This is a genomic window from Streptomyces sp. NPDC006925 (assembly GCF_042869575.1).
Taxonomy (GTDB): Bacteria; Actinomycetota; Actinomycetes; order Streptomycetales; family Streptomycetaceae; genus Streptomyces.
Genome location: NZ_JBIAGB010000002.1, coordinates 280,098 through 305,219 on the forward strand (window position 1 = coordinate 280,098; position 25,122 = coordinate 305,219).

18 protein-coding genes are annotated in these 25,122 nt (G+C 74.1%); 11 read left to right on the forward strand and 7 right to left on the reverse strand.

The genetic code is table 11. The features are described 5' to 3' along the window. Positions 1-35 precede the first annotated feature (35 nt). The 3 genes from ACFYNS_RS03945 to ACFYNS_RS03955 form a co-directional block, all read right to left on the reverse strand. On the reverse strand, positions 36-3,158 hold the full coding sequence (locus ACFYNS_RS03945; RefSeq protein ID WP_388600605.1) for an alpha-N-acetylglucosaminidase TIM-barrel domain-containing protein: 3,123 nt from the start codon (positions 3,156-3,158) through the stop codon (positions 36-38). 148 nt (positions 3,159-3,306) lie between these two features. Then, on the reverse strand, positions 3,307-3,954 hold the full coding sequence (locus ACFYNS_RS03950; RefSeq protein ID WP_360301748.1) for a response regulator transcription factor: 648 nt from the start codon (positions 3,952-3,954) through the stop codon (positions 3,307-3,309). Between the two features lie 147 nt (positions 3,955-4,101). Next, positions 4,102-5,016 carry a S1 family peptidase gene (locus ACFYNS_RS03955; RefSeq protein ID WP_388600607.1) on the reverse strand — a complete coding sequence of 305 codons (915 nt, stop codon included), beginning with the start codon at positions 5,014-5,016 and terminating at the stop codon, positions 4,102-4,104. 402 nt (positions 5,017-5,418) lie between these two features. On the opposite strand from ACFYNS_RS03955, the gene ACFYNS_RS03960 reads away from it, so the two are divergent. From ACFYNS_RS03960 to ACFYNS_RS03970, 3 genes are all read left to right on the forward strand, one after another. Next, positions 5,419-6,216, forward strand: coding sequence for a putative protein N(5)-glutamine methyltransferase (locus ACFYNS_RS03960; RefSeq protein ID WP_360301754.1), 798 nt, complete (start codon positions 5,419-5,421; stop codon positions 6,214-6,216). Positions 6,217-6,278: 62 nt separating this feature from the next. Then, positions 6,279-6,716 carry a MerR family transcriptional regulator gene (locus ACFYNS_RS03965; RefSeq protein WP_074998410.1) on the forward strand — a complete coding sequence of 146 codons (438 nt, stop codon included), beginning with the start codon at positions 6,279-6,281 and terminating at the stop codon, positions 6,714-6,716. 195 nt (positions 6,717-6,911) lie between these two features. Beyond that, positions 6,912-8,171, forward strand: coding sequence for an MFS transporter (locus tag ACFYNS_RS03970; RefSeq protein WP_388600611.1), 1,260 nt, complete (start codon positions 6,912-6,914; stop codon positions 8,169-8,171). On the opposite strand, the gene ACFYNS_RS03975 is transcribed toward ACFYNS_RS03970, so the two are convergent. Next, positions 8,125-9,063, reverse strand: coding sequence for a Gfo/Idh/MocA family protein (locus tag ACFYNS_RS03975; protein ID WP_388600615.1), 939 nt, complete (start codon positions 9,061-9,063; stop codon positions 8,125-8,127). The genes ACFYNS_RS03970 and ACFYNS_RS03975 overlap by 47 nt on opposite strands. A 292-nt stretch (positions 9,064-9,355) precedes the next feature. Between ACFYNS_RS03975 and ACFYNS_RS03980 the strand changes: the two genes are divergently transcribed. The 3 genes from ACFYNS_RS03980 to ACFYNS_RS03990 are packed head-to-tail and all read left to right on the forward strand — an operon-like array spanning position 9,356 to position 13,930. Beyond that, positions 9,356-10,822 carry an aldehyde dehydrogenase family protein gene (locus ACFYNS_RS03980; RefSeq protein ID WP_360303559.1) on the forward strand — a complete coding sequence of 489 codons (1,467 nt, stop codon included), beginning with the start codon at positions 9,356-9,358 and terminating at the stop codon, positions 10,820-10,822. A gap of 37 nt (positions 10,823-10,859) precedes the next feature. After that, positions 10,860-12,443 (forward strand): GMC family oxidoreductase, encoded by a 1,584-nt coding sequence (locus tag ACFYNS_RS03985; protein WP_388600617.1) that lies wholly within the window; start codon positions 10,860-10,862, stop codon positions 12,441-12,443. Next, positions 12,443-13,930 carry an APC family permease gene (locus tag ACFYNS_RS03990; protein WP_360303850.1) on the forward strand — a complete coding sequence of 496 codons (1,488 nt, stop codon included), beginning with the start codon at positions 12,443-12,445 and terminating at the stop codon, positions 13,928-13,930. The genes ACFYNS_RS03985 and ACFYNS_RS03990 overlap by 1 nt, the downstream gene beginning before the upstream one ends. 61 nt (positions 13,931-13,991) lie before the next feature. On the opposite strand, the gene ACFYNS_RS03995 is transcribed toward ACFYNS_RS03990, so the two are convergent. Continuing rightward, the gene (locus tag ACFYNS_RS03995; RefSeq protein ID WP_388600621.1) at positions 13,992-16,382 is read right to left on the reverse strand and encodes an MMPL family transporter; all 2,391 of its coding nucleotides are present in this window, start codon (positions 16,380-16,382) and stop codon (positions 13,992-13,994) included. 366 nt (positions 16,383-16,748) lie between these two features. Between ACFYNS_RS03995 and ACFYNS_RS04000 the strand changes: the two genes are divergently transcribed. Then, complete coding sequence (locus tag ACFYNS_RS04000) at positions 16,749-18,119, forward strand: sensor histidine kinase (protein ID WP_388600623.1); 1,371 nt, start codon at positions 16,749-16,751, stop codon at positions 18,117-18,119. 138 nt (positions 18,120-18,257) lie between these two features. Here ACFYNS_RS04000 and ACFYNS_RS04005 read toward each other — a convergent pair whose 3' ends face one another. Beyond that, a complete protein-coding gene (locus ACFYNS_RS04005) occupies positions 18,258-19,166 on the reverse strand; it encodes a LysR family transcriptional regulator (RefSeq protein ID WP_360295271.1) in 909 nt (302 codons plus the stop codon). 96 nt (positions 19,167-19,262) lie between these two features. Here ACFYNS_RS04005 and ACFYNS_RS04010 point away from each other — a divergent pair, with 96 nt between their 5' ends. Beyond that, complete coding sequence (locus tag ACFYNS_RS04010) at positions 19,263-20,705, forward strand: MFS transporter (protein WP_388600625.1); 1,443 nt, start codon at positions 19,263-19,265, stop codon at positions 20,703-20,705. Here ACFYNS_RS04010 and ACFYNS_RS04015 read toward each other — a convergent pair. Then, positions 20,691-22,367: a regulator gene (locus tag ACFYNS_RS04015; protein WP_388600628.1), complete on the reverse strand. Its 1,677-nt coding sequence runs from the start codon at positions 22,365-22,367 to the stop codon at positions 20,691-20,693. The two genes, ACFYNS_RS04010 and ACFYNS_RS04015, sit on opposite strands and share 15 nt — an antisense overlap. 241 nt (positions 22,368-22,608) lie before the next feature. Between ACFYNS_RS04015 and lipB the strand changes: the two genes are divergently transcribed. The 3 genes from lipB to ACFYNS_RS04030 all read left to right on the forward strand — a co-directional run bounded on the left by lipB (position 22,609) and on the right by ACFYNS_RS04030 (position 25,027). Further along, positions 22,609-23,451 (forward strand): lipoyl(octanoyl) transferase LipB, encoded by an 843-nt coding sequence (gene lipB / locus ACFYNS_RS04020; protein ID WP_360295264.1) that lies wholly within the window; start codon positions 22,609-22,611, stop codon positions 23,449-23,451. 175 nt (positions 23,452-23,626) lie between these two features. Beyond that, on the forward strand, positions 23,627-24,568 hold the full coding sequence (gene lipA / locus ACFYNS_RS04025) for a lipoyl synthase (RefSeq protein ID WP_360295281.1): 942 nt from the start codon (positions 23,627-23,629) through the stop codon (positions 24,566-24,568). Positions 24,569-24,838: 270 nt separating this feature from the next. Next, complete coding sequence (locus ACFYNS_RS04030) at positions 24,839-25,027, forward strand: hypothetical protein (protein WP_360295261.1); 189 nt, start codon at positions 24,839-24,841, stop codon at positions 25,025-25,027. Positions 25,028-25,122 lie beyond the last annotated feature (95 nt).

The following is a 25,122-nucleotide window of genomic DNA, read 5'->3' on the forward strand; positions in this document are numbered from 1 at the left end:
GCGTCCTCCACCCGTTCTCCGCCCGCCCTGCCGTGCTACCCGGTCCGCCAGTCCGCGAACTCCACCAGCGCGCGGTCACCACTGCCGCCGTTGGTCGCGGACATGAAAAGCCCGGCGTCCTGTCTGCCGGACGCGCCGGGGACCTCGACGGTTGAGACGGTACGCCACCTCTTCCCGCCGTCGGTCGAGAGCTCTCCCTTGTAGGAGGAGCCGGATCGGGAGAGCCGCAGCAGCACCGGAGTCCTGATGCCGGAGACGGCCCGGTAGGTGTCCAGGGTGCCGTCGCCGTCGCTGTCGTAGGACAGTACGACGCCGTGGGCCGGGGTCACCGCCAGGTTCACGAAGCCCGCCGCGTCCGGCTCGGCGAGGCTGTTGCGGACCACGATGCCCGCACGCGCCCACGGGCCGCTGTCCTCCTGGGAGACGACCTTCAGCGTCACGGTGCCGCCGTCGCGCAGCGCCTGCGGCCGGTAGACGGTGCCGAACTCGGCGGTGGACCGCCACAGGTCGGCCCCGGCGCCGTCGACGGCCCAGCGCCCGTCCAGGTGCCCGAAGACGGCCTCGTTGGTCGTGGCGGTCCGCACTCCGCCGGGGAGCGGGCCCGCGCGGTAGATCCGGCCGGCCCGGCCGAGGGTGACCCGTTCCTGGCCCGCGGGGCCGTTCTCGGCCTCCACCGTGTACTCCAGCGGCTCCAGCGGTTCGGTCTGCCGTCCGGCGGGCGCGGTGAAGCGCCAGCGCACGGTGGCCGTACCGCCGGGGCTGACGGCCCGGTGCGAGGTCGGGTCCTGCGCCCGGGCGCCGTCCAGCCCGCGCAGCCCGAGGTCGACGGCGCCGGTGGGGCTCAGCCCGTTCTCGTTCCGGAAGACGGCGCGCACGGTGCTCGCCTCGCCCGGCGCGACCGCGCGCGGCTCGGCGGCGACCTTCAGCGAGCCCTGGTAGGGGGCCTTGGCCAGCACGTCGCGGACCCGGGTGGCGGTGGCGTACGGGTCGGTGAGTGGCCTGCTGGGGTACTCGTCGGTCTTCCGGGTCCAGGGCTCCTCGCGGGCGTACCAGTCGAACTTCTTCGGTGCGCGCCCCTGGTCGAGCGCGTCCTGCAGATCGTCGAGGAACGCTCGCCACTGCGGGAGGTGGAAGTCCCGGATCAGACCCTGCCAGTCGCGGTTGGCGTAGTTGGCCAGATGGCCGCCGTCCGCCGTCGGGCGGTCCGCCCAGGTGGTGACCAGCACCCGGGCCGTGCGCTCCAGGTCGGCCCGCTCCTGCGCGGAGGCGGCGGAGCCGCGGGCCGCCGCCAGCCAGGGGCCCAGCAGGAACGCGCGGTGGCCGCCGGACATGTCGTCGGCCAGCTCCATCAGCTTCAGCCACAGCGCCGCCAGCTTCTTGAAGGTGGCCGCGTCCTTGCGCTTGTAGGCGTCCTGGAGCTGCCCGATCAGCGACCAGGACCGGTTGGCCAGCGCCTGGCGGCCGATGTCGGTGAGGTCGTAGCGGTAGGCGTCGCTGTCCCGCAGCGCCTTGTCGACGCCCAGCAGCGCGTCGAACGCGGCGTCGAAAGCGGGCAGGTCGAAGGCGGGGGTGTGGGTGGCGTAATAGGCGCCGGAGCGGGCCGAGAGGCTGGGGCGGGCGGCGAAGATGCTGTCGTGCGGCCGTCCGTCCTTGCTGCTGATCCGGTACGCCGTCTCCCGCAGCGCCGTCATGGCCTCCTTCGCCTTGCCGTCCGCGCCGCCGTACCGGATTCTCGCCCAGTCGTCGAACCAGCCGCCCCGGTCCACGGCCTCCTCCCGCCAGGCCAGCTCGCCGAACAGCTCCAGCGCCGCCGGATCGCGGTGGGTGGCCTCGGGCATGTAGCAGGTGCCGGCCAGCTTGCTGCCCGACTTGTCGCGCCACGCGGTGAAGCGCTCGGTCCACATGTGGGTCTTGGCGCCCATGGTGGTGCGGCCGCCGAAGTTGGGGATGGTGCCGAACGCGTACGGCACCCCGCCCCAGTCCTGCTCCCGGTCGGTGACCCTGTCCAGGTCGGAGAGGCCGTCGACGATCAGCATGCTGTCCTTGGCGGCGAGCCCGTCGAGCAGGTCGCGGCGCGGGTTCTCCTGCCAGCCCAGAATCACCCAGGTGGCGCCCGGCCGTGCGGTGTGCAGCGCCTTCTCCACGGCCCGCGCCGCCTGCGGGACCGGCACGTCGCCGGGGTCGCCGCCCTCGTGCAGCAGGTCCATCTTGAAGTGGTCGACGTCGCCGAACAGTTCCTTCTGGTGGCGGTAGAAGGCGGCCGCCACCTTGCGGAAGACCGCCGTGCGCGGGTCCAGCCACGGCGGCCGGTCCAGCCCGGCCCACTTGCCCTGCGGGACGGTGCGGCCGCCCTTGTTGCGCTTGGCGAAGTCGCCGGGGACGGTGCCGAAGTAGCCGGGCAGCACCGGCTTCATGCCCAGCTCGCGCATCCGCTCCACGATGCGCTTGCCCAGGGCGGTGCGCCGCTCCAGCAGCTCGGTGCTGATCGGGCCGCCGTACTCGGCCATGTTCTGCAGCAGCCACCACGGCTGGTGGGTGGGCGCCGGGATCCAGGAGCGGGCCTCCCGGTCGCTGTAGCCGAAGTCCTGGAGCGTCCGGTGGTAGACAGCCTCCTGGCCCGCGGTGACCAGGACCTCGTTGAAGCCGTGCAGCGCCAGGATGTCCAGGAAGCGCTCCCAGTGCGTCCAGTCGGCGTACGGGGCTGTGTACCCGTCGTGGGTGTCGTTGAGCGCGAAGCGGTTGGGCACGGTGGCGCGCCGGGCGTGCTGCGCGCGGGGCGCGGGCAGGGTTTCGGGGAGGTCGAGCCGGCTGCCCGCCCAGGAGAGGTGCGCGTCGCAGCTGTACTTGAGGTACCAGTGCACGCCGGTGAGCAGGGCCACGGGGCCGGTACCCGCCACCCGGATCCGGCCCGCGCCGCCGGTGACCTTGAAGCGCTCCGGGCCGCCGATCTGCTGGAGCGTGATCTGGTCGGCGTGCCGGGGGAGCAGCCGCCGCAGCGCTGCCTGCGCGGCGTCGGTGGGGGACGCTTCGCGCGGTGTGCCGGTCCGGTCCGCTGCCATGGCGGGGACATACCCGCTGCCCAGCGCGAGACCCGCGCCGAGCGCTCCGGTGCTGCCCAGGACGGCGCGTCTGCCGGGAGCGGAGCGGGCCGGGGGCACGGACCGATTACCGGTATGACCGGACTGGTCGTTATTGTCGTATCTTTCACGCTCATTGATCGGCTCGTACATGGGGGGCGCCTCCAGTGGCGGATGTCCTGCCGTATGTGACCAAAGACACGTACGGGGAGGCACGGTAACGAAGCGGTCAGCCCCGGTCGAGGTAGGCGAGCACGGCGAGTACCCGCCTGTTGTCGTCGTCCGAGGGCGGCAGCCCCAGCTTTCCGAAGATGTTGGAGGTGTGTTTCGCGACCGCCCGCTCGGTGACGAAGAGCTGCGCCGCGATGGCCGCGTTCGACCTGCCCTGCGCCATCAGCTCCATCACCTCCTTCTCCCGCGCCGTCAGGTTCCCCAGCGGCGCATCCTGCGCACGCCGCGACAGCAATTGCTGGATGACCTGCGGATCCATCGCGGTACCGCCCGCGGAGACCCGGCGGACGGCGTCCACGAACTGGTCCGCGTCGAACACCCGGTCCTTGAGCAGGTATCCCACCCCGCCGTTGCCGTCCGCCAGCAGCTCGCGCGCGTACAGCTGCTCGACGTGCTGCGAGAGCACCAGCACCGGGAGCCCCGGCCGCCTGCGGCGGGCCTCCAGCGCGCACTGCAGCCCCTCGTCGCTGAAGGAGGGCGGCAGCCGGACGTCCACCACCGCGACGTCCGGCTCCTGCTCCCGCAGCGCCCGGCTCAGCTCCGGCCCGTTGTCCACCGCCGCGGCGATCTCGAAGTCGAACGCCTCCAGCATCCGTACGAGCCCGTCCCGGAGCAGGAACAGGTCTTCGGCGATCACGACACGCACGGAGAACTCCAAATACACGACAGGTTGGGCCGGATGGCCGCAGGGCGCTCTGAATCTACCGGGCCGCCCCTCCCCGCGGGGCATCGGAGACGTCGTGGGCAGTGCCGGCACCGCCGGGTCCCTCCCACCCGGACGCGACGTCGCGGATCAGCCCACGACGTCGTGTATCCAGTCACGGTGCTCGGCGACGCTCGGGTAGATGTCCGGTGTCGTCCCGCAGTCGCCCACCGCCCGGCTGGTGACGCCGGACAGCAGCCAGCGGCCGTGCGCCCGCGTCAGCGCCGCCGCGCCCGAGTCGCCTCCGCAGGTACCGGCACGGCCGTCCGGGTTGCCGGTGCAGAAGTCGCCTTCGCGGATGCCCCAGGCGTCTCCGTCCGCCGCTCCGGAGACGCACTCGGGCCTGTCGGGAGCGAGCACCGGCAGGTCGACCTCGCGGTGCTCGACGGGCAGTTGCGAGGGGTCGTTGCCGGTCGCCTTCGTGTAGCCCCATCCGGTCGCCTTGATGCTGTCCCCGGCGGCGGGGGTGCGGGCCGCCAGCGGGGCCGGCGTCTTCGAGACCGCGGAGGAGAGCTTGATGAGCGCCAGGTCGTGGGCGCTCCCCTCGTCCTCGTACGCCGTGTAGCCCGGGTGCACGACGAACTCCGCCACCCCGGCCACCTCGCCGCCCTCGGTGCGGTCCAGGGAGCCGACCCGCACGTGGTACGCCTCCGGGTCGTTCACCCCGTCCGTCGTGGTGACGCAGTGCGCCGCCGTCAGCACCCAGTCGGCCGCGACCAGCGTCCCGCCGCAGTAGTGGCCGTCGGGGTCGTCGCCCCGCTGCTTCTGCAGGGAGACGACGAAGGAGTACTCCTCGGTCGACTCCCCGCCGCCGATGATCGTCGTGCCGGCCCCGGAGCCGCCGCCGCTGCTCGCGTCCTGGGCCGCGTGCGCGGTCGTACCCGCCATCGCCAGGCCCAGCCCGAGCACGGAGGCGCACAGTGTGCGGGCGGTCCTGCCGGTGCCGGGGAGGGTGCGCCGGTCCTGGCGGTTTCCCGGAGTGCGCTTGCTGGTTGTGATGAGCATGTCCTCTTCTCCCGTTCGTCTCGGCACCGGACCACCGACCGGCGCACGCCGCCCGGCGCCGGTGGAGGGGCCCATCCCATCCGCTCAACTTCCGCTTGTCCATGGGGCGTTGGCGTGACCACCGGAGGTCTCCCCGGACCGGCGCGTGCGCTCCCCGAGCCGGCACTCCGCCCGGCGGGCCCGCCGCCGGCCCGCCGGGCGCGGCCCCACGGGTGCACCGGTCCCGCGCTCGGGATAAGGTGCGGCCGACCGGCAACGGATGTTCGACGCGGTGACAGAGGGAGGTGAGAGGCATTTCCGCTCCGGCAGACCACGCGCTCTCGCCTCACGGCGGACGGCCCCGCACCGAATAGCGGAGACCGCCGCGGGCGACGGGAGCGCTCCAGTACTGGAAGGGCTTCCATGCACCACACCACCCCGCAGGCCGAACTCACCCGGCAGCTGCGCGCTGCCGGCTGCGTCTTCGCCGAGGACGAAGCACGACTGCTGTCCGAGACCGCGCGCGACGCGGCCGAACTGACCCGGATGACCGCCCGCCGGATCGCCGGGCACCCCCTCGAACACGTACTGGGCTGGGCAGAGTTCGCGGGCCTGCGGATCGCCGTCGACCCGGGCGTCTTCGTCCCCCGCCGCCGCACCGAGTTCCTGGTGCGGTGCGCCGCCGCCGGCGCGCCCGGCACCGGCGCCCCCGTCCTCGTGGACCTGTGCTGCGGCACGGGCGCCGTCGGTGCGGCACTGCTCGCCGCCCTCGGCGGACGCGGCGAACTGCACGCCGCCGACCTCGACCTCGCCGCCGTACGGTGCGCCCGGCGCAACCTCCCGGTGCCCGGCGACCACGTCCACCGGGGCGACCTGTTCGCCGCGCTGCCCGACCGGCTGCGGGGCCGGATCGACGTGCTGACGGCCAACGTGCCCTACGTCCCCACCGCGGACATACCCTTCCTGCCGCCCGAGGCCCGCGACCACGAACCGCGGCCCGCGCTGGACGGCGGACCCGACGGCCTGGCCCTGCTGCGACGGGTCGCCGCGGCCGCGCCCGACTGGCTCGCCCCGGGCGGCACCCTGCTCACCGAGACCAGCTCCCGGCAGGCCGCCGCGGCCGCCCGCATCCTGGCCGACGCCGGATTGGAGACCGCCGTCAGCACCGACCCCGAACTGTCCGCCACCGTCCTGACGGGCCGACGCCCCCGGTCCCGGTGACCCGGGCGCGGGGCGCGGCGTCGGGCGGGAAGCCCGCCGCCCGCCGCCGCGTTGGACCGGGCATGGCGACTTCCATGCTGATCGGGGAACTGGCCGAGCGGACGGGCGTGAGCAAGCGCTCCCTGCGCTACTACGAGCAGCAGGGACTGCTCGCCTCCCGGCGCTCGGCCAAGGGCTGGCGGACCTATGAGGACAGTGCGGTCAACCGGGTGCGCAACGTGCGGGAACTGCTCGCCGCGGGCCTCGGTACCGAGGACATCCGCCAGGTCGCGCCCTGCCTGGACATGAAGACCGAGGCGTTCCTCACCTGCCGGGCCAGCCCCGCGGAGACGCTGGAGATGTACGAGCGGCGGCTGGCCGCGCTGGAGGAGAAGGCGGCCGAACTCGACCGGTACCGGGCCCGGCTGGTGCACCGGATCGCCCAGCTCCGCGCCGACGAGCCCGGTACAGCGCTGGCCGAACTCCTCCGCCGCGGCGCCGCCCGGGAGCCCGACGCCTGACCACCGGCCGTCCGTGCGCGGGACCCGGTCCCCGCCCGGACGGGTGCCCTGCCCCGTTCCCGGGTCCACGCCCCGGGCCGGCCCGTGCTCGGTCCGGTCCGTCCTGGGTCCGGTCCGTTCCGGGCCGGGCTCCGTCCCCTGAGCGGTGTCTCCGGCTTGCGGGTGACACCGGTGTCACCACCTACCGTGCGCCGCATGAGTACCCCGACCGCGGCCGTCGGCCGGCTGCCGAACTGGCTGCACCTCCTCTTCCTCACCCTGGTGGCCACCGCCACCGACGAGTTCATCATCGCCGGACTGCTGCCCCGGATCGCCGACGACCTGGACGTCGGCGTCCCGGCGGCCGGTCAGCTGGTGACCGTCTTCGCCGTCGTCTACGCGCTCGGCGCCCCCACGCTGGCCGTGCTGTGCGAGCGTTTCGCGCGCCGTACGGTGACGGCGGCCGGGCTCGCGCTCTTCGTCGCCGCCAACATCGTGGCGGCGCTCGCGCCGGGCTACTGGTGGCTGCTGGCGGCCCGGGTGGCCGCGGCACTGTGCGCCGCCGTCGTCACCGCCGCCGCGTTCGCCACCGCGGCCGCCGGGGCGCCCCCGGGTGCGCAGGGCCGCTACCTGGGCTACGTCACCGCCGGTATGACGACGGCGCTGTTCACCGGCGTCCCCGTCGGCTCCTGGCTCGGCGGTGCGTTCGGCTGGCGCGCCACCTTCTGGCTGATCGCCGCCGTGGGCGCCGTCGCAGCCCTCGGCGTACTGGCCACGGCACCGGCCGTGCCGGGCGCGGCACCCGCCCCGCTGCGCCGCCGGCTCGCACCGCTGCGGCAGGCGGCCGTACTGCGCGTGGTCGCCGTGACGTTCCTCGCCGCGAGCGGCGGACTGATGTTCTACACCTATCTGGGCAGCTACACGGCCGAGGTCGCCACCGGCTCCTACGGGCTGCTGTCCCTCCTGTTGCTGCTCGTCGGTGCGGCGGGGCTCGCCGGGGCGCTGCTCGCGGGCCGGGCCACGGACGCCTGGGGACCCCGCCGCGGGCTGCTCCTGGTGCTCGGCGGGCACGCGTTGACCCTCGGCGCCGCGGCGGTGGCGGTCTTCGCGGGCGGGGTCGGCGCGGCCGTGCTCGCCCTGGTGGTGGGCTGCTGGGCGGTCTTCGCCTGGGGTCTCAACCCCCCGGTGCAGGGCAGCGTCCTGGCTGCTGCCGGTCCGGAGGCCGGGATGACGGCACTGGCGCTGAACATCTCCGGCCTCTATCTGGGCACGGGCGTGGCCGGGGCCCTCGGCGGAGCGGTGATCGGCGCGGCCGGGGTCCGCTACGTACCGGTGGCGGCAGCGGCCCTGCTGCTGTGCGCGTTCGCCCTCGCGCTGCTGCCGGACCGGACGGGCCGGAAGGACCCGACGGGCCGGAAGCCGTCCGGGCTCACCGGGTCGGCAACTGCTGCTGAGCCGAGTGCAGCAGCGCGGTGACCGTCTCGGCGAAGCGCGCCCCGCACAGGTGCGCCTCGCCGGTGCGGACCTCCCGCAGCAGGGCGTCCACGGCGCGGCCGAAGGCGGCGGCCGGGGCCTCCTCCCGCACGGGCAGCTCCGCCACGCCGGCGGCGCCCCGCACCTCGGCCGTGACGCCGGCGGCGGCGGGCGGCACGGAGTGGCTCAGCGTGCAGCTGCTGGAGGCCCCGGAGTCGTGCCGCAGGGCGAGGTGCACGGTGTCGCCGAAACCGCCGGGTGCCGCCGTCACCTCGGCGACCGGTCCCAGCAGCGGCAGCAGCACGGACAGGGCGTGCGGCCCCACGTCCCACAGCGCGCCCTTCTCGCGCCGCCAAGGGGAGGCGGTGTACGGCGAGTCGGCGCCGCCGAAGACGGGGGAGAGCCAGTCGGCGCGCCCGAGCAGCCAGCCGTTCCCGGCCGATGACCGCGCCCCGGCGCCGGGGGCCTGCGGCGGTACGGCGGCCCCGTGCGCCGCCTGTTCGCGCAGCCAGCCACCGGTCGGTTCGCTGAAGTGCAGCGTGAAGAAGACGACGCACCCCACCCCGGCCCGCTCCACCGCCTCGGCGACGCCGCGCGCACCCTCGGGCGCGGTGGCGACGGGTTTGTCGAGCAGCAGATGACATCCCGCGTCGGCCGCGCGGCGCGCCAGCGGTGCCTGCACGTCCGGCGGGAGGGCCACGGCCACCGCGTCGCACGCCCCGAGCAGCGCGTCCACGTCCTCGAACGGCCGGGTCGCGAGGCGTTCGGCCAGGGCCCGGGTCGGCTCGGCGCGGCGCCCCCAGACGCCGACCAGTTCCACTTCCTCGTGCGCGGCGAGCGCGGGGCCGTGCGTGCGTTCCGCCCAGGGCCCGGTGCCCAGCAGTCCGAACTTCATACCGAGCAGCGTACGGGCGGTACGCCCGCGGCGTCCCGCGTCCGCGGCGTCCCACGTCCCCCGCGTCCCGGGCCCGCCGCGGACCGGTGCGAAGGCGGCTCGGGACCGGCGTACCCGGACGGCACCCGCGCCCCTGTGCCGAGCTCCGCGCAGGCGGCTCGGGAGCGGCGCGGATTGCCCCATCGGTGCCGATTATCGCCGCGGAGGCGCCGCCGCCCGGTGCGTCCCGTAGCCAGCGGTGCCGCACGGCGCGATCGTGACGCCGGTCGGGTGCGAGCGAGGGAGACGGGCGATGGCTGAGCTGTTCATCGACGGGGAGTGGCGGCAGGCCACCGCGGGCGGGCGGCGGGATGTGATCAATCCGTTCGACGCCTCCGTGCTCGCCACCGTCGACGAGGCCGACGCGACGGACGTCGACCTGGCCGTACGCGCCGCCAAACGCGCCTTCGAGCGGGCCGACTGGTCGGCGGCGCCCACCCGGGTCCGCGCCGACGTGCTCTACCGGGTGCACGAACTGCTGCTGCGCGACCAGGAGGAGATCGCCCGCACCGAGACCCTCGACACCGGCAAGACCCTCACCGAGGCCCGGGTCGACATCGAGGACGTGGCGGGCGCCTTCCGCTACTTCGCGGAACTCGCCGGCAAGGACGGTGGCCGCGTGGTCGACGTCGGGCCCGACGTGCTCAGCCGCGTCGTGCACCAGCCGGTCGGCGTCTGCGCCCTGATCGCGCCGTGGAACTATCCGCTGCTCCAGGCGTCCTGGAAGGTCGCCCCCGCGCTGGCCGCGGGCAACACCTTCGTGCTCAAACCCAGCGAGACGACACCGCTGTCCACCCTCGCCATGATCCGGCTGATCGCGGAGGCCGGAGCGCCGCCCGGGGTCGCCAACCTGGTGCTGGGCTCCGGTACGACGGTCGGCGCGGCCATGACCACCCACCCCGAGGTGGACCTGGTCTCCTTCACCGGCGGGCTGGCGACCGGACAGAAGATCATGGAGAGTGTCGCGCCCGGCGTGAAGAACCTCGCGCTGGAACTCGGCGGCAAGAACCCCAACGTGGTCTTCGCCGACGCGGACTTCGCCGCCGCCGTCGACTACGCGCTGGACGCCGCCTTCCTGCACTCGGGGCAGGTCTGCTCGGCCGGGTCGCGGCTGCTGGTGCAGGAGGAGATCCACGACGAGTTCGTGGCGGCCCTGGGCGCGCGGGCGAGCGCCATCCGGCTGGGCAGCGGCCTGGAGCCGATGACCGAGTCGGGCCCGCTCAGTTCGGCGGAGCACCGCGCGAAGGTGGAGCGCTACCTGGAGATCGCCCGCGAGGAGGGCGCCCGGCTGGTCACCGGCGGGCGGCGGCCCGACGACCCCGAACTGGCCGACGGCTACTTCCTGCTGCCGACCGTCTACGCCGACTGCGACCGCTCGATGCGCATCGTCCAGGAGGAGGTGTTCGGCCCGGTCGTCACCGTCGAGCGGTTCCGCACCGAGGACGAGGCGGTCGAACTGGCCAACGACACCCGCTACGGGCTGGCCGGCGGGGTGTGGACGAGCGACGCGAGCCGCGCCCAGCGGGTCGCCAACCGGCTGCGGCACGGCACCGTCTGGATCAACGACTTCCACCCCTACGTGCCGCAGGCCGAGTGGGGCGGCTTCGGCCGCTCGGGCATCGGCCGCGAACTGGGCCCGACCGGGCTGCGCGAGTACCAGGAGGCCAAGCACATCTACCAGAACCTCTCACCGGCCCCCTCCGGCTGGTTCAAGGGCTGACGAAGCTGCGGAACACGACGGGGAGAAGAGGACCGGCATGAACGCGACGGACCAGAACGGCCAGGACACGGGCGAGCACGGCTACGACTACGTCATCGTCGGCGGCGGGACCGCCGGCTCCGTGCTGGCGGCCCGGCTGAGCGAGGACCCGGACTGCCGGGTGTGCGTCATCGAGGGTGGGCCCAGCGACGTCGGCGACGAGCGGGTGCTGCGGCTGCGCAACTGGATCAACCTGCTGGAGTCGGAGTACGACTACGGCTACACCACCACCGAACAGCCGCGCGGGAACTCGCACATCGTGCACTCCCGCGCCAAGGTGCTGGGCGGCTGCTCCTCGCACAACACGCTGATCAGCTTCCTGCCCTTCCCCCAGGACCTGGACGAGTGGGTGGGGATGGGCTGCGCGGGCTGGGACCCGATGACCGTGCTGCCCTACCGCAGACGGCTGCGGAACACCATCGTCCCCGTCGGCGAGGAGGACCGCAATCCGATCGCGCGGGACTTCGTGACCGCCGCCGCCGAGGCGCTGCACGTGCCCGTCGTCGAGGACTTCAACCGCCGCCCCTTCGCGGACGGCGCCGGATTCTTCTCGCTCGCCTACGACCCGGCCACCAACACCCGCTCCTCCGCGTCCGTCGCCTACCTCCATCCGATCATGGACAAGCGGCCCAACCTCACGCTGAAGCTGCGGACGTGGGCCTACCGCCTGGAGTCCGACGAGGCCGGGCGGCTCACCCGCGTCCGGGTGCGGAACGCCGACGGCACCACCGGCACGGTCCGCGCCGAGCGGGAGCTGCTGCTGTGCGCCGGGGCCGTGGACACCCCGCGGCTGCTGCTGCTCTCCGGGATCGGCCCCGCCGACGAGTTGGGGGCGCTCGGCATCGAGGTGCGCGCCGACCTGCCGGGGGTGGGCGAGAACCTGCTCGACCACCCCGAATCGGTGATCGTCTGGGAGACCCACGAACCGCTGCCGCCGAACTCGGCGATGGACTCCGACGCCGGGCTGTTCGTCCGCCGGGACACCGCCCAGCCCCGGCCCGACCTGATGTGGCACTTCTACCAGGTGCCCTTCACCGTCAACACCGAGCGCCTCGGCTATCCGACCCCTCCGCACGGCGTGTGCATGACGCCGAACGTGCCCCGGGCCCGCTCCGTCGGCAGGCTCTGGCTGCGCAGCGCCGATCCGGAGACCCACCCCGCGCTGGACTTCCGCTACTTCACCGACCCCGAGGGCTACGACGAGCAGACCATCGTCGACGGGCTGCGGCTGGCCCGCGAGGTGGCGAACACCGCACCGCTGCGCGGCTGGCTCAAGCGCGAGATCGCGCCCGGACCCGGCGTGACCTCGGACGCGGAGCTGTCGGAGTACGGGCGGCGGGTCGCCCACACCGTCTACCACCCGGCCGGTACCTGCCGGATGGGCGCCGCCGACGACCCGACGGCCGTCGTCGACCCGCTGCTGCGGCTGCGCGGCCAGGAAGGAGTGCGGGTGGTCGACGCCTCGGTCTTCCCGACCATGCCCAGCATCAACCCCATGGTGACGGTGCTGCTGGTCGCCGAACGCGCCGCCGACCTGATCACCGGACGGCCCGGCCCGCAGCCCGAGGGGGGCGAGCGCTGATGGGCGGAGCACCCCAGCCCGCGGCCGCCGCGGCGGGCGGGAACGGTGGGAACGGAGCCCCCGGCTCGGAGTTCCGCAAGGAGATGGGCCCCTGGGCGAACTTCGCCCTCGGCTTCACCTACCTCTCACCCGTGGTGAGCACCTACACCCTCTTCGGCTCGGCCCTCGCCGAGGGCGGGCCGCCGATGATCTGGGCGTTCCTGCTGGCCGGCTGCGGACAGTTCCTGGTGTCGCTGGTCTTCGGCGAGATCGTCGCCCAGTTCCCCATCGCGGGCGGCGTCTACCCGTGGGCGCGGCGGCTGTGGGGGATGCGCTGGGCGTGGATGACCGGCTGGGTCTACATGTGGGCGCTGCTGGTGACGATCACCAGCGTGGCCTACGGCGCCGGCCCCTACATCGCGATCCTGTTCGGCTTCGGCGCCAGCGTGCACAACACGGTGATCTGCACCGTCGTCCTCATCGTCGTCGCCGCACTCATCAACTACGCGGGCACCAAGGCGCTGTCGCTGGCGGCGCTGATCGGCTTCAGCGCCGAGTTGATCGGCGCGCTCATCGTCGGCGTCTATCTGCTGGTCACCCACCGCGAACACGGCCTCGGCGTCATCTTCGACACCTACGGCACCCAGGGCGACGGCTCCTACGCGCCGGTCTTCCTGGCCGCCGCCATCATCGGCTTCTACCAGTACTACGGGTTCGAGGCGTGCGGCGACACCGCCGAGGAGGTCGCCCACCCGGGCCTGGTCATCCCCAAGGCGATGCGCCGCACCATCTACGTCGGCGGCGCCGCGGCCACCTTCACCTGCGGCTCGCTGCTGCTGTCCGTCACCGACTACGGCGCGGTGATCTCCGGCGAGGACTCCGACCCGGTGGTCAACGTCCTCTTCGACGCCATGGGAGAGGCCGGGGCGCGTCTGGTGATGGCCGTCGTCCTCATCTCGTTCCTCTCCTGCACCATCAGCCTGCAGGCCGCCGCGGGCCGCCTCATCTACTCCTACGCCCGCGACCGGATGGTCGTCGGCCACAAGCTGCTGCGGCGCTTCTCGCACAAGCGGGCCGTACCCGAGGTGGCGCTGCTGGTGGCCGCCGTCATCCCCGGACTGATCGCCTTCGGCTCGCTGGTCTCCGAGAACGCCCTCACCAAGATCGTGTCGTTCGCGATCCTCGGCATCTACGGCTCGTTCCAGATGGTCGTCCTCGCCGCGCTGCGGGCCCGGCTGAAGGGCTGGCGCGCCACCGGCGAGTTCACCCTCGGCCGCTGGGGCCTGCTGGTCAACGGGGCGGCCCTGGCCTACGGCATCTTCGCCATCGTCAACATCTGCTGGGCCCGCACCCCCGAGGAGCCCTGGTACTCCAACTACATCGTGCTGCTCAGCGGCGGAGTCGTCGTCGCCGCCGGGCTGGTGTACATGTTCACCACCCACCACTACGGTCGCGGCGACGCCCCGTCCGGCGACGCGGTGCCCCAGCCCCGGCACGCGGCGCGCTGAGCGCGGCGGCGGCGCCCCGCGGAGATCCGCGGAGCGCCGCCGTCCGACCGGGCCGTGCCGGCTACCCGATGCGCTCGGGAGGCCGCTCGCCGGAGCGGCGCCCGGTGTGCCCACCGGGTCCGGCGCCCCAGGCGTCCCGCGGTGCGGCGCCCGCGGCCGCACCTGTCGCGTTCGGGCCGAACCCGTCGTCGACGTCGAACCCGTCGGGCCCGACGGTCCCCTCGCTCCCGCCGTCCCCGTGCGCCAGGTGCGGCAGCCCGCGCAGTGCGCGCGGCAGATACCAACTGCGCTCGCCCAGCAGCATCAGCACCGCCGGCAGCAGCACCATCCGCACGACGGTCGCGTCCAGCAGCACGGCCACCGAGAGCCCCACGCCCATCTGCTTCATGTCCTGCATCGACAGCGTCGCGAAGACCGCGAAGACGGCGACCATGATGAGCGCCGCACCGGTCACCGCCGAGGCCGTGGCCCGGATCCCGTCGCCGATGGCATCGCGGGTGCTCATGCCCCGGTCCCTGGCCTCGCGGATCCGGGAGACCACGAAGACGTGGTAGTCCATCGACAGGCCGAAGAGGACGACCAGCACGAACAGCGGCATCCACGACTCGATGGCGCCCACTGCCTCGGTGCCGAACAGCGAGGCCCCCCAGCCGTGCTGGAAGACCGCCGTCATCACCCCGTAGGCGGCGCCCACCGACAGCAGGTTGAGGACGATGGAGGCGAGCGCGACGGGCACCGAGCGGAAGCAGACCAGCATCAGCAGGAACGTGACGGTGGTGATGAAGACCAGCACCGGCACGATGCCGTCCTTCAACTGGTCCTTGAAGTCCTCCGAGCCGGCCAGCTCCCCGGCCGTGTAGACCTGCCCGTCGGCGGCGACCGGGCCCAGCGTGTCCGGGACGATGTGCTCGCGCAGCACCTTCAGCGCGGCCAGCGAGGTCGCGTCGGTGCCGTCGCCCGCCAGCGGGACGTCGATGACGGCGACGTCCTGCCCGGCGTGCACCGCCGTCTCCACACCGCGCCCGAAGTGGCCGCTGTCACCGCGCACCGTGCGGGTGAACTCCGCCAGCGCCGCGCGGGTCCTCGGCGCCTCCACGTCGTCGGCCTTGAGGACGACCCGGGCCGGGGCCGGGCCACCGGGGAACCGCTCGCCGATCTTCTCCGCGTCGATCCGCAGCCCGGCGTCCTTCGGCATCTGCTTGTCCAGCGGGAGCTGCTCGGTCCTCATCCCCAGCGCGGGGGCCGCCAGCGCCAGCATCGCCACGGCGGCGAGCACCGCGCACACCCCAGGGGCCGCCAGCACCGGGCGCAGCAGCGCACCGGAGATCCGGCCCGCCGGCCTGCGCCGCCCGGCCGCCCGGTCCCGCCTGCGACCGCCGAGGAAGGGGACCTTGCCCTTCTCGACGCGGTCGCCCAGCCAGGACAGCAGCGCGGGCAGGATCGTCACGGAGCCCAGCATCGCGATGCAGACGACCAGGATCGTGGCCACGGCGAAGCCCTTGAACAGCAGCAGCCCGGAGAAGAACATGCCCGCCATCGCCACCATCACCGTCAGGCCCGACACCAGCACGGCGCGGCCGCTGGTGGCGGCGGCGATCCGCAGCGCGGTTTCCGGATCCCGTCCCGCGGCCCGCTCGTCCCGCTCCCGCCGCAGGTAGAACAGGCAGTAGTCGACCCCGACCGCGAGGCCCATCAGCAGCATCACCGAGTTGGTCGTCTCGTCGATGTGCAGCGCGCCGGAGACCAGCGCCAGGATGCCGTTCGCGGCGAGGAACGCCGTCAGCGCGAGCGCCACCGGCAGCAGCGCGGCCACCAGCGCCCCGAAGGCCACCAGCAGGATGCCCAGTGCCAGCGGGACGGCCGTCCACTCGGCCTTGGCGAAGTCGTCGCCGAGGATCCCGTTCAGCCACTTCATGGCGCTGGCCTCGCCGTACTGGCGGATCTCGACGCCGTCGCCGCGGTGCGCGTCGCGGACCCGGTCCACGGCGCCGAGCACCTTGTCGATCGGCCCCTCGTCGGCCCCGTCCGTCTCGTCCCGCATCCGGAAGCCGATCAGGCCCGCGCGGTCGTCGGCGGACGGTACGGGCTCGCGGACGTGCTCGACCTCGCCGGTCGCGCGGACGGCGCGGGCGACCTCGTCCGCGGTCGCCCGCCATCCGCCCTTGTCCGGGCTGGTGACCATCACCGACTCGGCCGGCGGCTCGTCGATCCCGGCGTCCTCCAGGATGGCGGTCGCCCGCGCCGAGTCCCGCACGGACTGCTCGCTGTCGGTCGGTTCCGTCAGCCCGGCCATCCCACCCAGCGCGGTGGCGAGTACGACGAAGAGCAGCCAGCCGATCACCGCCGACCTGCGGTGCCGGACGCTCCAGTCCGCGAGCCGCGCGGCCGCTCCCCGCGGGGACGGCCGGGTGGCACCTCCCGGAGGGCTGCTGGGTGTGGTCGCTCTGCGCATGGGTGCTCCCCGTCTCGTCGATACTGCGCCGATGGGCCCCGAAGCGGCCGCCGATCCTGTCCGCGCCGGGCAGGAACGACGCTAGGAACGCCGGGCGGCCGCCCACAGCCGCCGAGCCCCCGTACCGCGGAGCGCCGAGCCCCCATACCGCGGAGCCGGAAGGAGACCCCGGTGGTGGTGCTAGGTGCACCCCGGTAAGGCGGCCCGGGCCCGTGCCGGCGGGCCCGCGGCAACGCAGACTGGAGCCCGTGTCCGGACGTCGGAACCGAGCCCGCTCCGCGGGTGGCGTGCACCCGGCGGACGAGACGTACGAGGCTTGAGCGACGTGCGAGGAAGGCGGGGACCAGCGGTGACCGGAGTCGGACGGTGGACGTGAGCGGGGCGGCCGAAGCCCGGGAAGCGGCGGGGCGGACGGACGAGAGGCGGCCGGGAGCCGCGCCCCCGGGGCGGCGGGTGGGCGGCCCGACGGGCGCGGCGCTGCTGGCGGCCGGGCGCGGCCTCGTCCTGATGGCGCTCTCCCTCGGCGTCTCCCTGGCCCTGTTCGTGATGACGCTGGTGTCGCTGGTGCTGACGCTGCTCGGCATCGGAGCCGCCAGCACCCCGTGGCTCCTGCACGTCGTGCGGGTGCACGCCGACCAGCGCCGGGTGCTCGCCCGGGAGTGGGCGGGCCTGGACATCCCCAGCCCCTACCGGCCGCTGCCGCCCGGCCCGCACGGCCTCGCCGGGCACGTCGAGCGCTGCGTGCTGATGCTCAAGGACCCGGCCACCTGGCGGGACCTGTGCTGGCTGCTCACCGATGCCGTCGCCGGCTTCGTCCTCGCGCTGCTGCCGACCGCGCTGATCGGCTACGGCCTGGAGGGCTGGGTGATGTTCGCGGGCGTGTGGCGGGCCGTCGCGGGCGACTACTGGTACGGCTTCGTCCACCTGGAGACCTTCGGCGACGCGGCGCTGTGCGCGGCCCTCGGCAGTGCCCTGCTGGTGCTGGCCCGGTACGTCAATCCGCACCTGGTCACCGCGCACTTCCGGCTGGCCGGGGGACTGCTGGCCCCCACCCGCGGCGCCCGGCTGTCCCAGCGCGTCGAGCAGCTGTACGAGACGCGGCACGACGCGGTGGACACCTCGGCGGCCGAACTGCGCCGCATCGAGCGGGATCTGCACGACGGCGCGCAGGCCCGGCTGGTCGCCATGGGCATGAGCCTGGGCACCATCGAGGCGCTGGTCGAGCAGGACCCAGGGAAGGCCAAGCAGCTCCTCGGCCAGGCCCGGACCTCCTCGGCGGAGGCGCTGACCGAACTGCGCGACCTGGTGCGGGGCATCCACCCGCCGGTGCTCGCCGAACGGGGGCTGGGCGACGCGGCCGAAGCCCTCGCGCTGCGGACGCAGGTACCGGTCGAGACCGACATCGAGCTGCCCGGCCGGTTCGCCGAACCGGTCGAGTCGGCGGCGTACTTCGCGGTCAGCGAGGTCCTCACCAACGCGGTCAAGCACGCCCGGGCCGCGCGCATCTGGCTGGACATCCACTACTCCTACGAAGCGGGCGGCATGCTGCGGATTTCCGTCACCGACGACGGACAGGGCGGCGCCGACGCCTCGAAGGGGTCGGGGATCGCCGGAATCGAGCGCCGACTGGGCCCCTTCGACGGCATCGTGGCCGTCAGCAGCCCGCCCGGCGGCCCCACCATGGTCACCCTGGAGATCCCCTGCCGCCCGGTGCCCGGCGCCCGGCCCCGGGCCTGAGCCCGGCGCTGCTCCCGCCCCGGTTCCGGGGCGCGCGCCTCGTGGTCCGCCGGCCGCGCCGCCTCCCGGACCGGCCCGAGCCCGGCGACTCCCGGCCGGTTCCGGGTCCGGACGCGGGCCCGTCTCCGGCCCCGGCGTTCAGGCCGCCGGCTCCGGGCCGGACCACAGTTCGCGGGCCAACGCCGCCAGCTCCCGGACGGCCCGCGGCACCGAGCGGGTGGCATGCCGGACGAAGAAGACGTCCAGCACCGGCCGGTGCTCCCAGGCCAGGGCAGCCAGTTCGCCGCGGGCGATCTCCCCGTCCACCGAGGAGGCCGGCGCGGCCCCCACTCCCAGTCCCGCCGCCGCGCAGCGCCGCAGCGCCTCCAGGCTGAAGAACTCGACCGTGGGCGGGCACAGCCCCGCCCGGCTCAGTTCGCGCTCCATCACCACCCGCTGCACGCATCCCGGCTCCAGCAGCAGTACCGTCTCCCCGGCCAGCTCCTCCGTCGCGACCCGCCGCTTCCCGGCCAGCGGATGCTCCGGCCGGGCCACCAGCCGGAGGGGCTCGCGCCGCATCCGCTCGGCCACCACCCCGGGCGCGGTGACCGCCTCCTCCTGGAGGAACCCCGCGTCGATCGTCCCCTCGGCCAGCGCGTCCAGCAGGGGACCGCGTCCCGCGGGCCGGAAGGCCAGGTGCAGCCGGGGGAAGCGGGTGCGCATGGCGCGCAGCACCGGCGGCAGATGGTGCGCGCACAGGCTCTCCGGCGCCGCCATCCGCAGCGTGCCCCGCATCCGGTCCGGATCCTCGCCCGCGCCGCGTACGGCGTCCCGGGCCTGCTCGGCCCGGCCCAGCAGCACCCGCGCGTGCCCGCACAGCTCCCGGCCCGATTCGGTCAGCGTCACCCGCCGCCCCGGGCGCTCGAACAGCGCCACCCCCAACTCCGTCTCCAGTGCCTTGACATGTGCCGTGACGCTCGATTGCACATATCCCAACTCCCGTGCCGCGCGGGTGAAGTGCAGGTGGCGGGCCACGACCAGGAAGGTCTCCAGATGCTTCAGCTCCATGGCTGTCGAGGCTAACTCCATGCATCGGCACTGCCGATGCATCTGATCGGGAACGTTCGTTGGACTCGATGAGTACCGGCGTTCTACAACTCGTTCATGAGCACTCTCCCCTTCCGCCGCCCCCACCGGACGCGGCCGAGTTCCCCCGACCGTCCCTCCGCTGCGGCCGCGGTCGCAGCCGGAGCCCCGTCCGGTCCCGCGTCCGGGACGTCCGTCGCGCCCGGGGGCGCCGTCGCGCCCGGGCTGGCGAGCCGCGACTTCCTCCTCCTGCTCGCCGCCACCTTCGCCGTCTTCGGCAGCGCCACCCCGATGCTCTCGATCGTCCCGCTGTGGGCCGAGCACGGCGGAAGCGGACACGGCGGAGCGGGTGCGACGACAGCCGTGCACATGGCGACAACGGTGGCGACGCAGCTCACCACCGGCCGCATCCTGCGCCGGATACCGGCCTCCTGGGTGCTGGCCGGGGGAGCGCTGCTGATCGGCCTGCCCTGCCTGGGGTACGCGCTCACCGCAGCGCTCCCCTGGACGGTGGCGGTCTCGGCCCTCCGCGGGACGGGCTTCGGTCTGGTCACCGTCGCGGGCAGCGCACTCGCCGCCCGCCTGGCGGGCCCGGGCCAGCGCGGCAGGGCGCTGGGCTGGTACGGCGTCGCCGTGGGGCTCCCGGCCGCGACGCTGGTCCCCGCAGCGGTGTGGGCCGTGGCGGAGTTCGGCTTCGTCCCCGTCTTCGCGGCCTCCGCCGTGCTGGGGATGCTCGGCGTCCCGCTCGGCGCCGCGGTCCTCGCCGGCCGCGATCCCTCCCGCGGCCTCAGCCTCCGGGCACGCACCGCCGGGCCGGGTACTCCGGGGACGGGCACCTCAGGACCGGGAGCCTGCAGCGCCCGCACGGTGGTGGTCCGTACCGACTCGGCGCCGGGCACCGGGAGCGGACCGGGCCCGATGCGCGGCTTGCCCATACGTCTGCTGGCGGCGCCCGTCCTCCTGCTGCTGGCGCCCGTGTGCGCGCTGGGCAGCCTGATGTCCTTCCTCCCGCTCGCGCTCGCGCCCCAGGCGGCACCGGCCGCGCTGCTCACGCTCTCCGCCGCGCTGACCATCGGCCGCTGGGCCGCGGGGGAGTGGAGCGACCGGCGCGGCGGCACCGGACGCTTCATGGCACCCTGCGCGGCCCTGTGCGCGCTGGCGACAGCGGCGTTCGCCGTCGTCGGAGGCGGCCCCGCGGCGCCGGAGGGCGGCGGCGCCGCGGCAGGCACGGTCGCGGCAGTTGCGGCAGCCCTCGCGTTCGGACTGGGCATGGGTGCGCTGCAGAACGACACACTCGTGGCGATGTTCCACCGGACCGGACCCGAGCGCCACGCAGCGATCAGCGCCGCCTGGAACATGACCTTCGACTCGGCCTACGGTGCCGGTGCACTGCTGACCGGCGCCGTGGCCCAGACCTTCTCCCTCAGCCTGCCCGCGACCTTCGGCGTCCTCGCCGCCCTGACGGCCGCCGTGCTGCCCGTGGCGGCCGCGCTCCGGCTCCGGCCCTCACACCAGGGCTGAGACCTTCTCCCGGTACTGTCGCACCGCCGCCGCGTCCCGGTAGGGCTCCAGCCGCCGCTCGAAGTCCCGTACATATTCGTGTGCCCGCACCGACCGCATCTCCGCGGCCTGGTGCGCGGCCTCGGCGGCCAGCCCGCACGCCTGCTCGATCTCGCCCAGGCCCAGTCGCGCCGAGGCCAGCACCACCCGGCAGAACAGCCGGCTGCGGGCGAACCCGGCGCCGCGCAACTGGAGCGACCGCTCCGCGTGCTGCGCCGCGGCGCGGTACTGCTGCAGATCGCGATGGCAGTGCCCGAACTCGTCGGCGAGCTGCGCCTCGTCGAAGAACCGCGCCCACCCGGGCACGTCCTCGCTCGGGCGGGCCGCCTCCAGCGCCCGCTCGGCGCGGGCCAGCGACGCCGTGCAGGCTCGCACCTCGCCCAGCACCCCGTGCCCGCGCGCCTCGGCCGCGTGCAGCAGCGCCTGGACCACCGGCGGTACCGAGGTCCCCACGCCCTGCTGCGCAACCCGGGCCAGCTGCACCGCCTCCCGCCCGTGCCCCAGGTAGACGGCCTGCCTGCTCATCGTCACCAGCACATAGCTGCCGAACGCGCGGTCGCCCGCGGCCTGCGTCAGCCGCAGCGCCTGCACGAAGTAGCGCTGTGCCAGCCCGTGCGCGGCGATGTCGTAGGAGGTCCAGCCCGCCAGCCGGGTCAGGTCGGCGGCGGCGCCGAAGAGCCGTCTGCCGAGCTGTTCGCCGTAGACGCCGCGCAGCATCGGCTCCGCCTCGTGCTCCAGATACCGCACCAGCGCCTGCCGCGCGTGCCCGCCGCCGTAGGCGTGGTCCAGGGCCCGGAAGAGTTCGCACACCGAGCGCAGCGCCGCCACGTCGCCTCCCGAGACCCGCTGGCCCGGGCCCCGCTCCACCCGTTCCAGCCGGGCGGCCGCCAGCGACGGGGCTCTGCTCGCCATCCCGATGCCGCCGCCGACCCGGGTCTGGGCCGGAACCCGCAGCCCGCCACCGGGACCCGCGCCGCCCGGCCTGGCAGCCGCGGCGCCGAGCCCGGGTCCGGAGCCCTGCCCGCGGGATGCGCCGACGGCGGCGCCGACCCCGGCCGCGGGCGGGCCGCCCGAACCGCCGGCACCGCCGCCACCCGGTCCCGTCGGCCCGCCCGGGCTCTCCGGCTCCGGCCCGCGGGCCACCCGCTCGTCAGCCCTGCCGATCAGCCAGTCCCGGCTCGGCACCACGAGCCCCGCCGGGGTGAACGCGATCTTCCGCAGCTCCGCGTGGCTGCCGGAGTCCTTGCGCCACAGCCCGCTGACGATGTCCACCGCCTCGGCGGGGGACGCCGCGAACTCCAACCCGGCGTACACGGGCGCACACGCGTCGAGTCCGAGATCCTGCGCCGTCAGCCGCCGTCCCAGGCGCCGGGTGAAGACCTCGGCGATCAGTGCGGGTGTGGTGCCCCTGGGCTGCTGGCCGCGCAGCCACCGGGTCACCGACGTCTTGTCGTAGCGCAGGTCGAGGCCGTGTTCGAGGCCGAGCTGATCCACCCGCCGGGCCAGGCCCGCGTTGGAGAAGCCCGCCTCCGCGATCAGAGCGGCGAGCTGGCGGTTGGGGATGCGCTGCTGGGAGGACGGTGCCGCGTCGGCCACGGTTTCCCCAGGTCGTTCCATCGTCATCAGGTATGCGGTCTCCTGCCCTCACGGCTTGTGTCAGACGCCGGGGCGCCCTGCTGGAACGGCGCGAATGTAACGGCCCCCCGTACGGCGTTCGCCCCCTTCGTCGCGCATTCATCCGTACGTGTGAGTAGGCGACCACCTGCGGGGACGGTCCGCGGCAGCCGTAGAGTGGCGGGGGGCGCGCGTGTGGAGCAGCCCGCCACCCCGGGTGCGCGCAGCGGGCTTACGAAGGAGAGAAGGCATGGGAGACTCCCGGCCGACGGGTCCGGCGGACGGCGAACTGCGCTTCGTCCACCTCGGATTCGGCGAGAACGCCGTCGACTACCTGGACGCCTGGCAGGAGCAGAAGCGGGTGCACGCCGCGCGCTTCGCCGACGAGGTGCCGGACACCTGTCTGATGCTGGAGCACCCCCCGGTCTACACGGCCGGACGGCGTACCGAGGACAGCGAGCGCCCGCTCGACGGCACCCCGGTGGTGGACGTCGACCGCGGCGGCAAGATCACCTGGCACGGCCCCGGGCAGCTGGTCGGCTACCCGATCCTGAAGCTGCCGCGCCCCGTGGATGTCGTCGCGCACGTGCGCCGCCTCGAGGAGGCCATGATCCGCGCCTGCGCCGAGCTCGGTCTGGAGACCACGCGCGTGGAGGGCCGCAGCGGCGTGTGGGTCCTGGGCGAGGACCTCGGCCGGGCCGCCGGGCCGCCCGCCGCCTCCGGCCTGGCCCTGGACTTCGATCCGCGGCTCGGCCAGGACGGCCGGCCGCCGGTTCCGGAGGACTACGACCCGCGCCTGATGGGCCCCGAGTACGCGCCCTCCAACGCGGGCCAGCGGGGCGAGGACCGGAAGCTGGCGCAGATCGGCATCCGGGTCGCCAAGGGCGTGACCATGCACGGCTTCGCCCTGAACTGCGACCCGGACACGACCGGTTTCGACCGGATCGTCCCCTGCGGCATCCGCGACGCGGGCGTCTCCTCGCTCTCCCAGGAGCTGGGCAGGAATGTCCCGGTCGCCGAAGTGCTTCCCCTCATGGAGAAGCACCTGCGCGAGGTGCTGGAGTCCGACACCCCGATGCCTCGCGCAGTCTGACCCCGCCCGGGGTCCGGGGCGGGTCCACCGGCCGGCCCGCGTGCGGGCCGGCGAGATTTCCCGGGCTCCGGCCCGTGCGCAAGCAGTGAACCGCAGGCGTAGGCTGAGAGCCGCCGCTGAATCGAAAGTACGTAGGGAGCCGGACGTGTCCGCTGTCGCACCCGACGGGCAGTCAATGCCAAGGCCTGACGGCCGGCGATTGCTCCGCCTTGAAGTCCGCAACAGCCAGACCCCCATCGAGCGCAAGCCCGAGTGGATCAAGACCCGGGCGAAAATGGGCCCCGAGTACAACGCCCTCCAGAGCCTGGTCAAGAGCGAGGGGCTGCACACGGTCTGCCAGGAGGCGGGCTGCCCCAACATCTTCGAATGCTGGGAGGACCGCGAGGCGACCTTCCTGATCGGCGGCGAGCAGTGCACCCGCCGCTGCGACTTCTGCCAGATCGACACCGGCAAGCCCGCCGAGCTGGACCGGGACGAGCCCCGCCGGGTCGCCGAGTCGGTCCGCACCATGGAACTCCGCTACGCGACGATCACCGGCGTGGCCCGCGACGACCTCGACGACGGCGGCGCCTGGCTCTACGCCGAGACCGTGCGCCAGATCCACGGGATGATGCCCGACACCGGTGTCGAGCTGCTGATCCCCGACTTCAACGCCGAACCCGACCAGCTCGCCGAGGTCTTCTCCTCCCGTCCCGAGGTGCTGGCGCACAACGTCGAGACCGTGCCGCGCATCTTCAAGCGCATCCGCCCCGGCTTCCGCTACGAGCGGTCCCTGGAGGTCCTCACCCGTGCCCGCGAGGCCGGGCTGGTCGTCAAGTCCAACCTCATCCTGGGCCTGGGCGAGACCCGCGAGGAGATCAGCGAGGCCCTGCGGGACCTGCACGAGGCCGGTACCGAGCTGATCACCATCACCCAGTACCTGCGCCCCTCCCCGCGTCACCACCCCGTCGAGCGCTGGGTCAAGCCGCAGGAGTTCGTCGAACTGAAGGACGAGGCCGACGCCATCGGGTACGCGGGCGTCATGTCCGGACCGCTGGTCCGCTCCTCCTACCGCGCCGGACGCCTGTACCAGCAGGCGGTCGAGGCTCGGCGCGCCGGAACGACGTCGGCAGCCTGAGCGGCCTCCGGGGCCGCACCGGTCGCTCATGGGCGAGCCCGCCCATGAGCGATCCCGGGTGGCCGGATCCGGGCGGCTCGACCCGTGCGGCGAAGCGGAATGCGGGCTTCATCGACGTGAGCTTCGCCGCACAGGCTTTCATGGACTTTGACCCTCCGGTCATCGCCTGGTAACACCAATGCGTAACGCTGAAACCACGTACCGCGCACACACGGCCCGTACGGCCGTGCGAGGCGCCCGGTTCAGACGGATGTGACGGAGGGGACGACAGTGCGGACCACCCTGTGGGCACTGGAAGGTCTGGAACACCTTTTCTTCGGCAACGGGCAGCGCGTCGCCCGGCGCAACGCATGGACGGCCGTCCTGGAGGACCGCCGCCGGGCCCGGGCCCGGCACGAGGCGGAGACCGTGCTGGAGGCGGCCTCGGACCACCGGGCACTGCTGACGTCCCGGGGCTGAGCCCCGCCCGGTCCACCACCGGTCCCGGCCCCCGGGTTCGCACCGGCGGGCCTGGTCCGCGGGGTCGTCCCGACAGGCCTGGTCCGTGGGGTGGT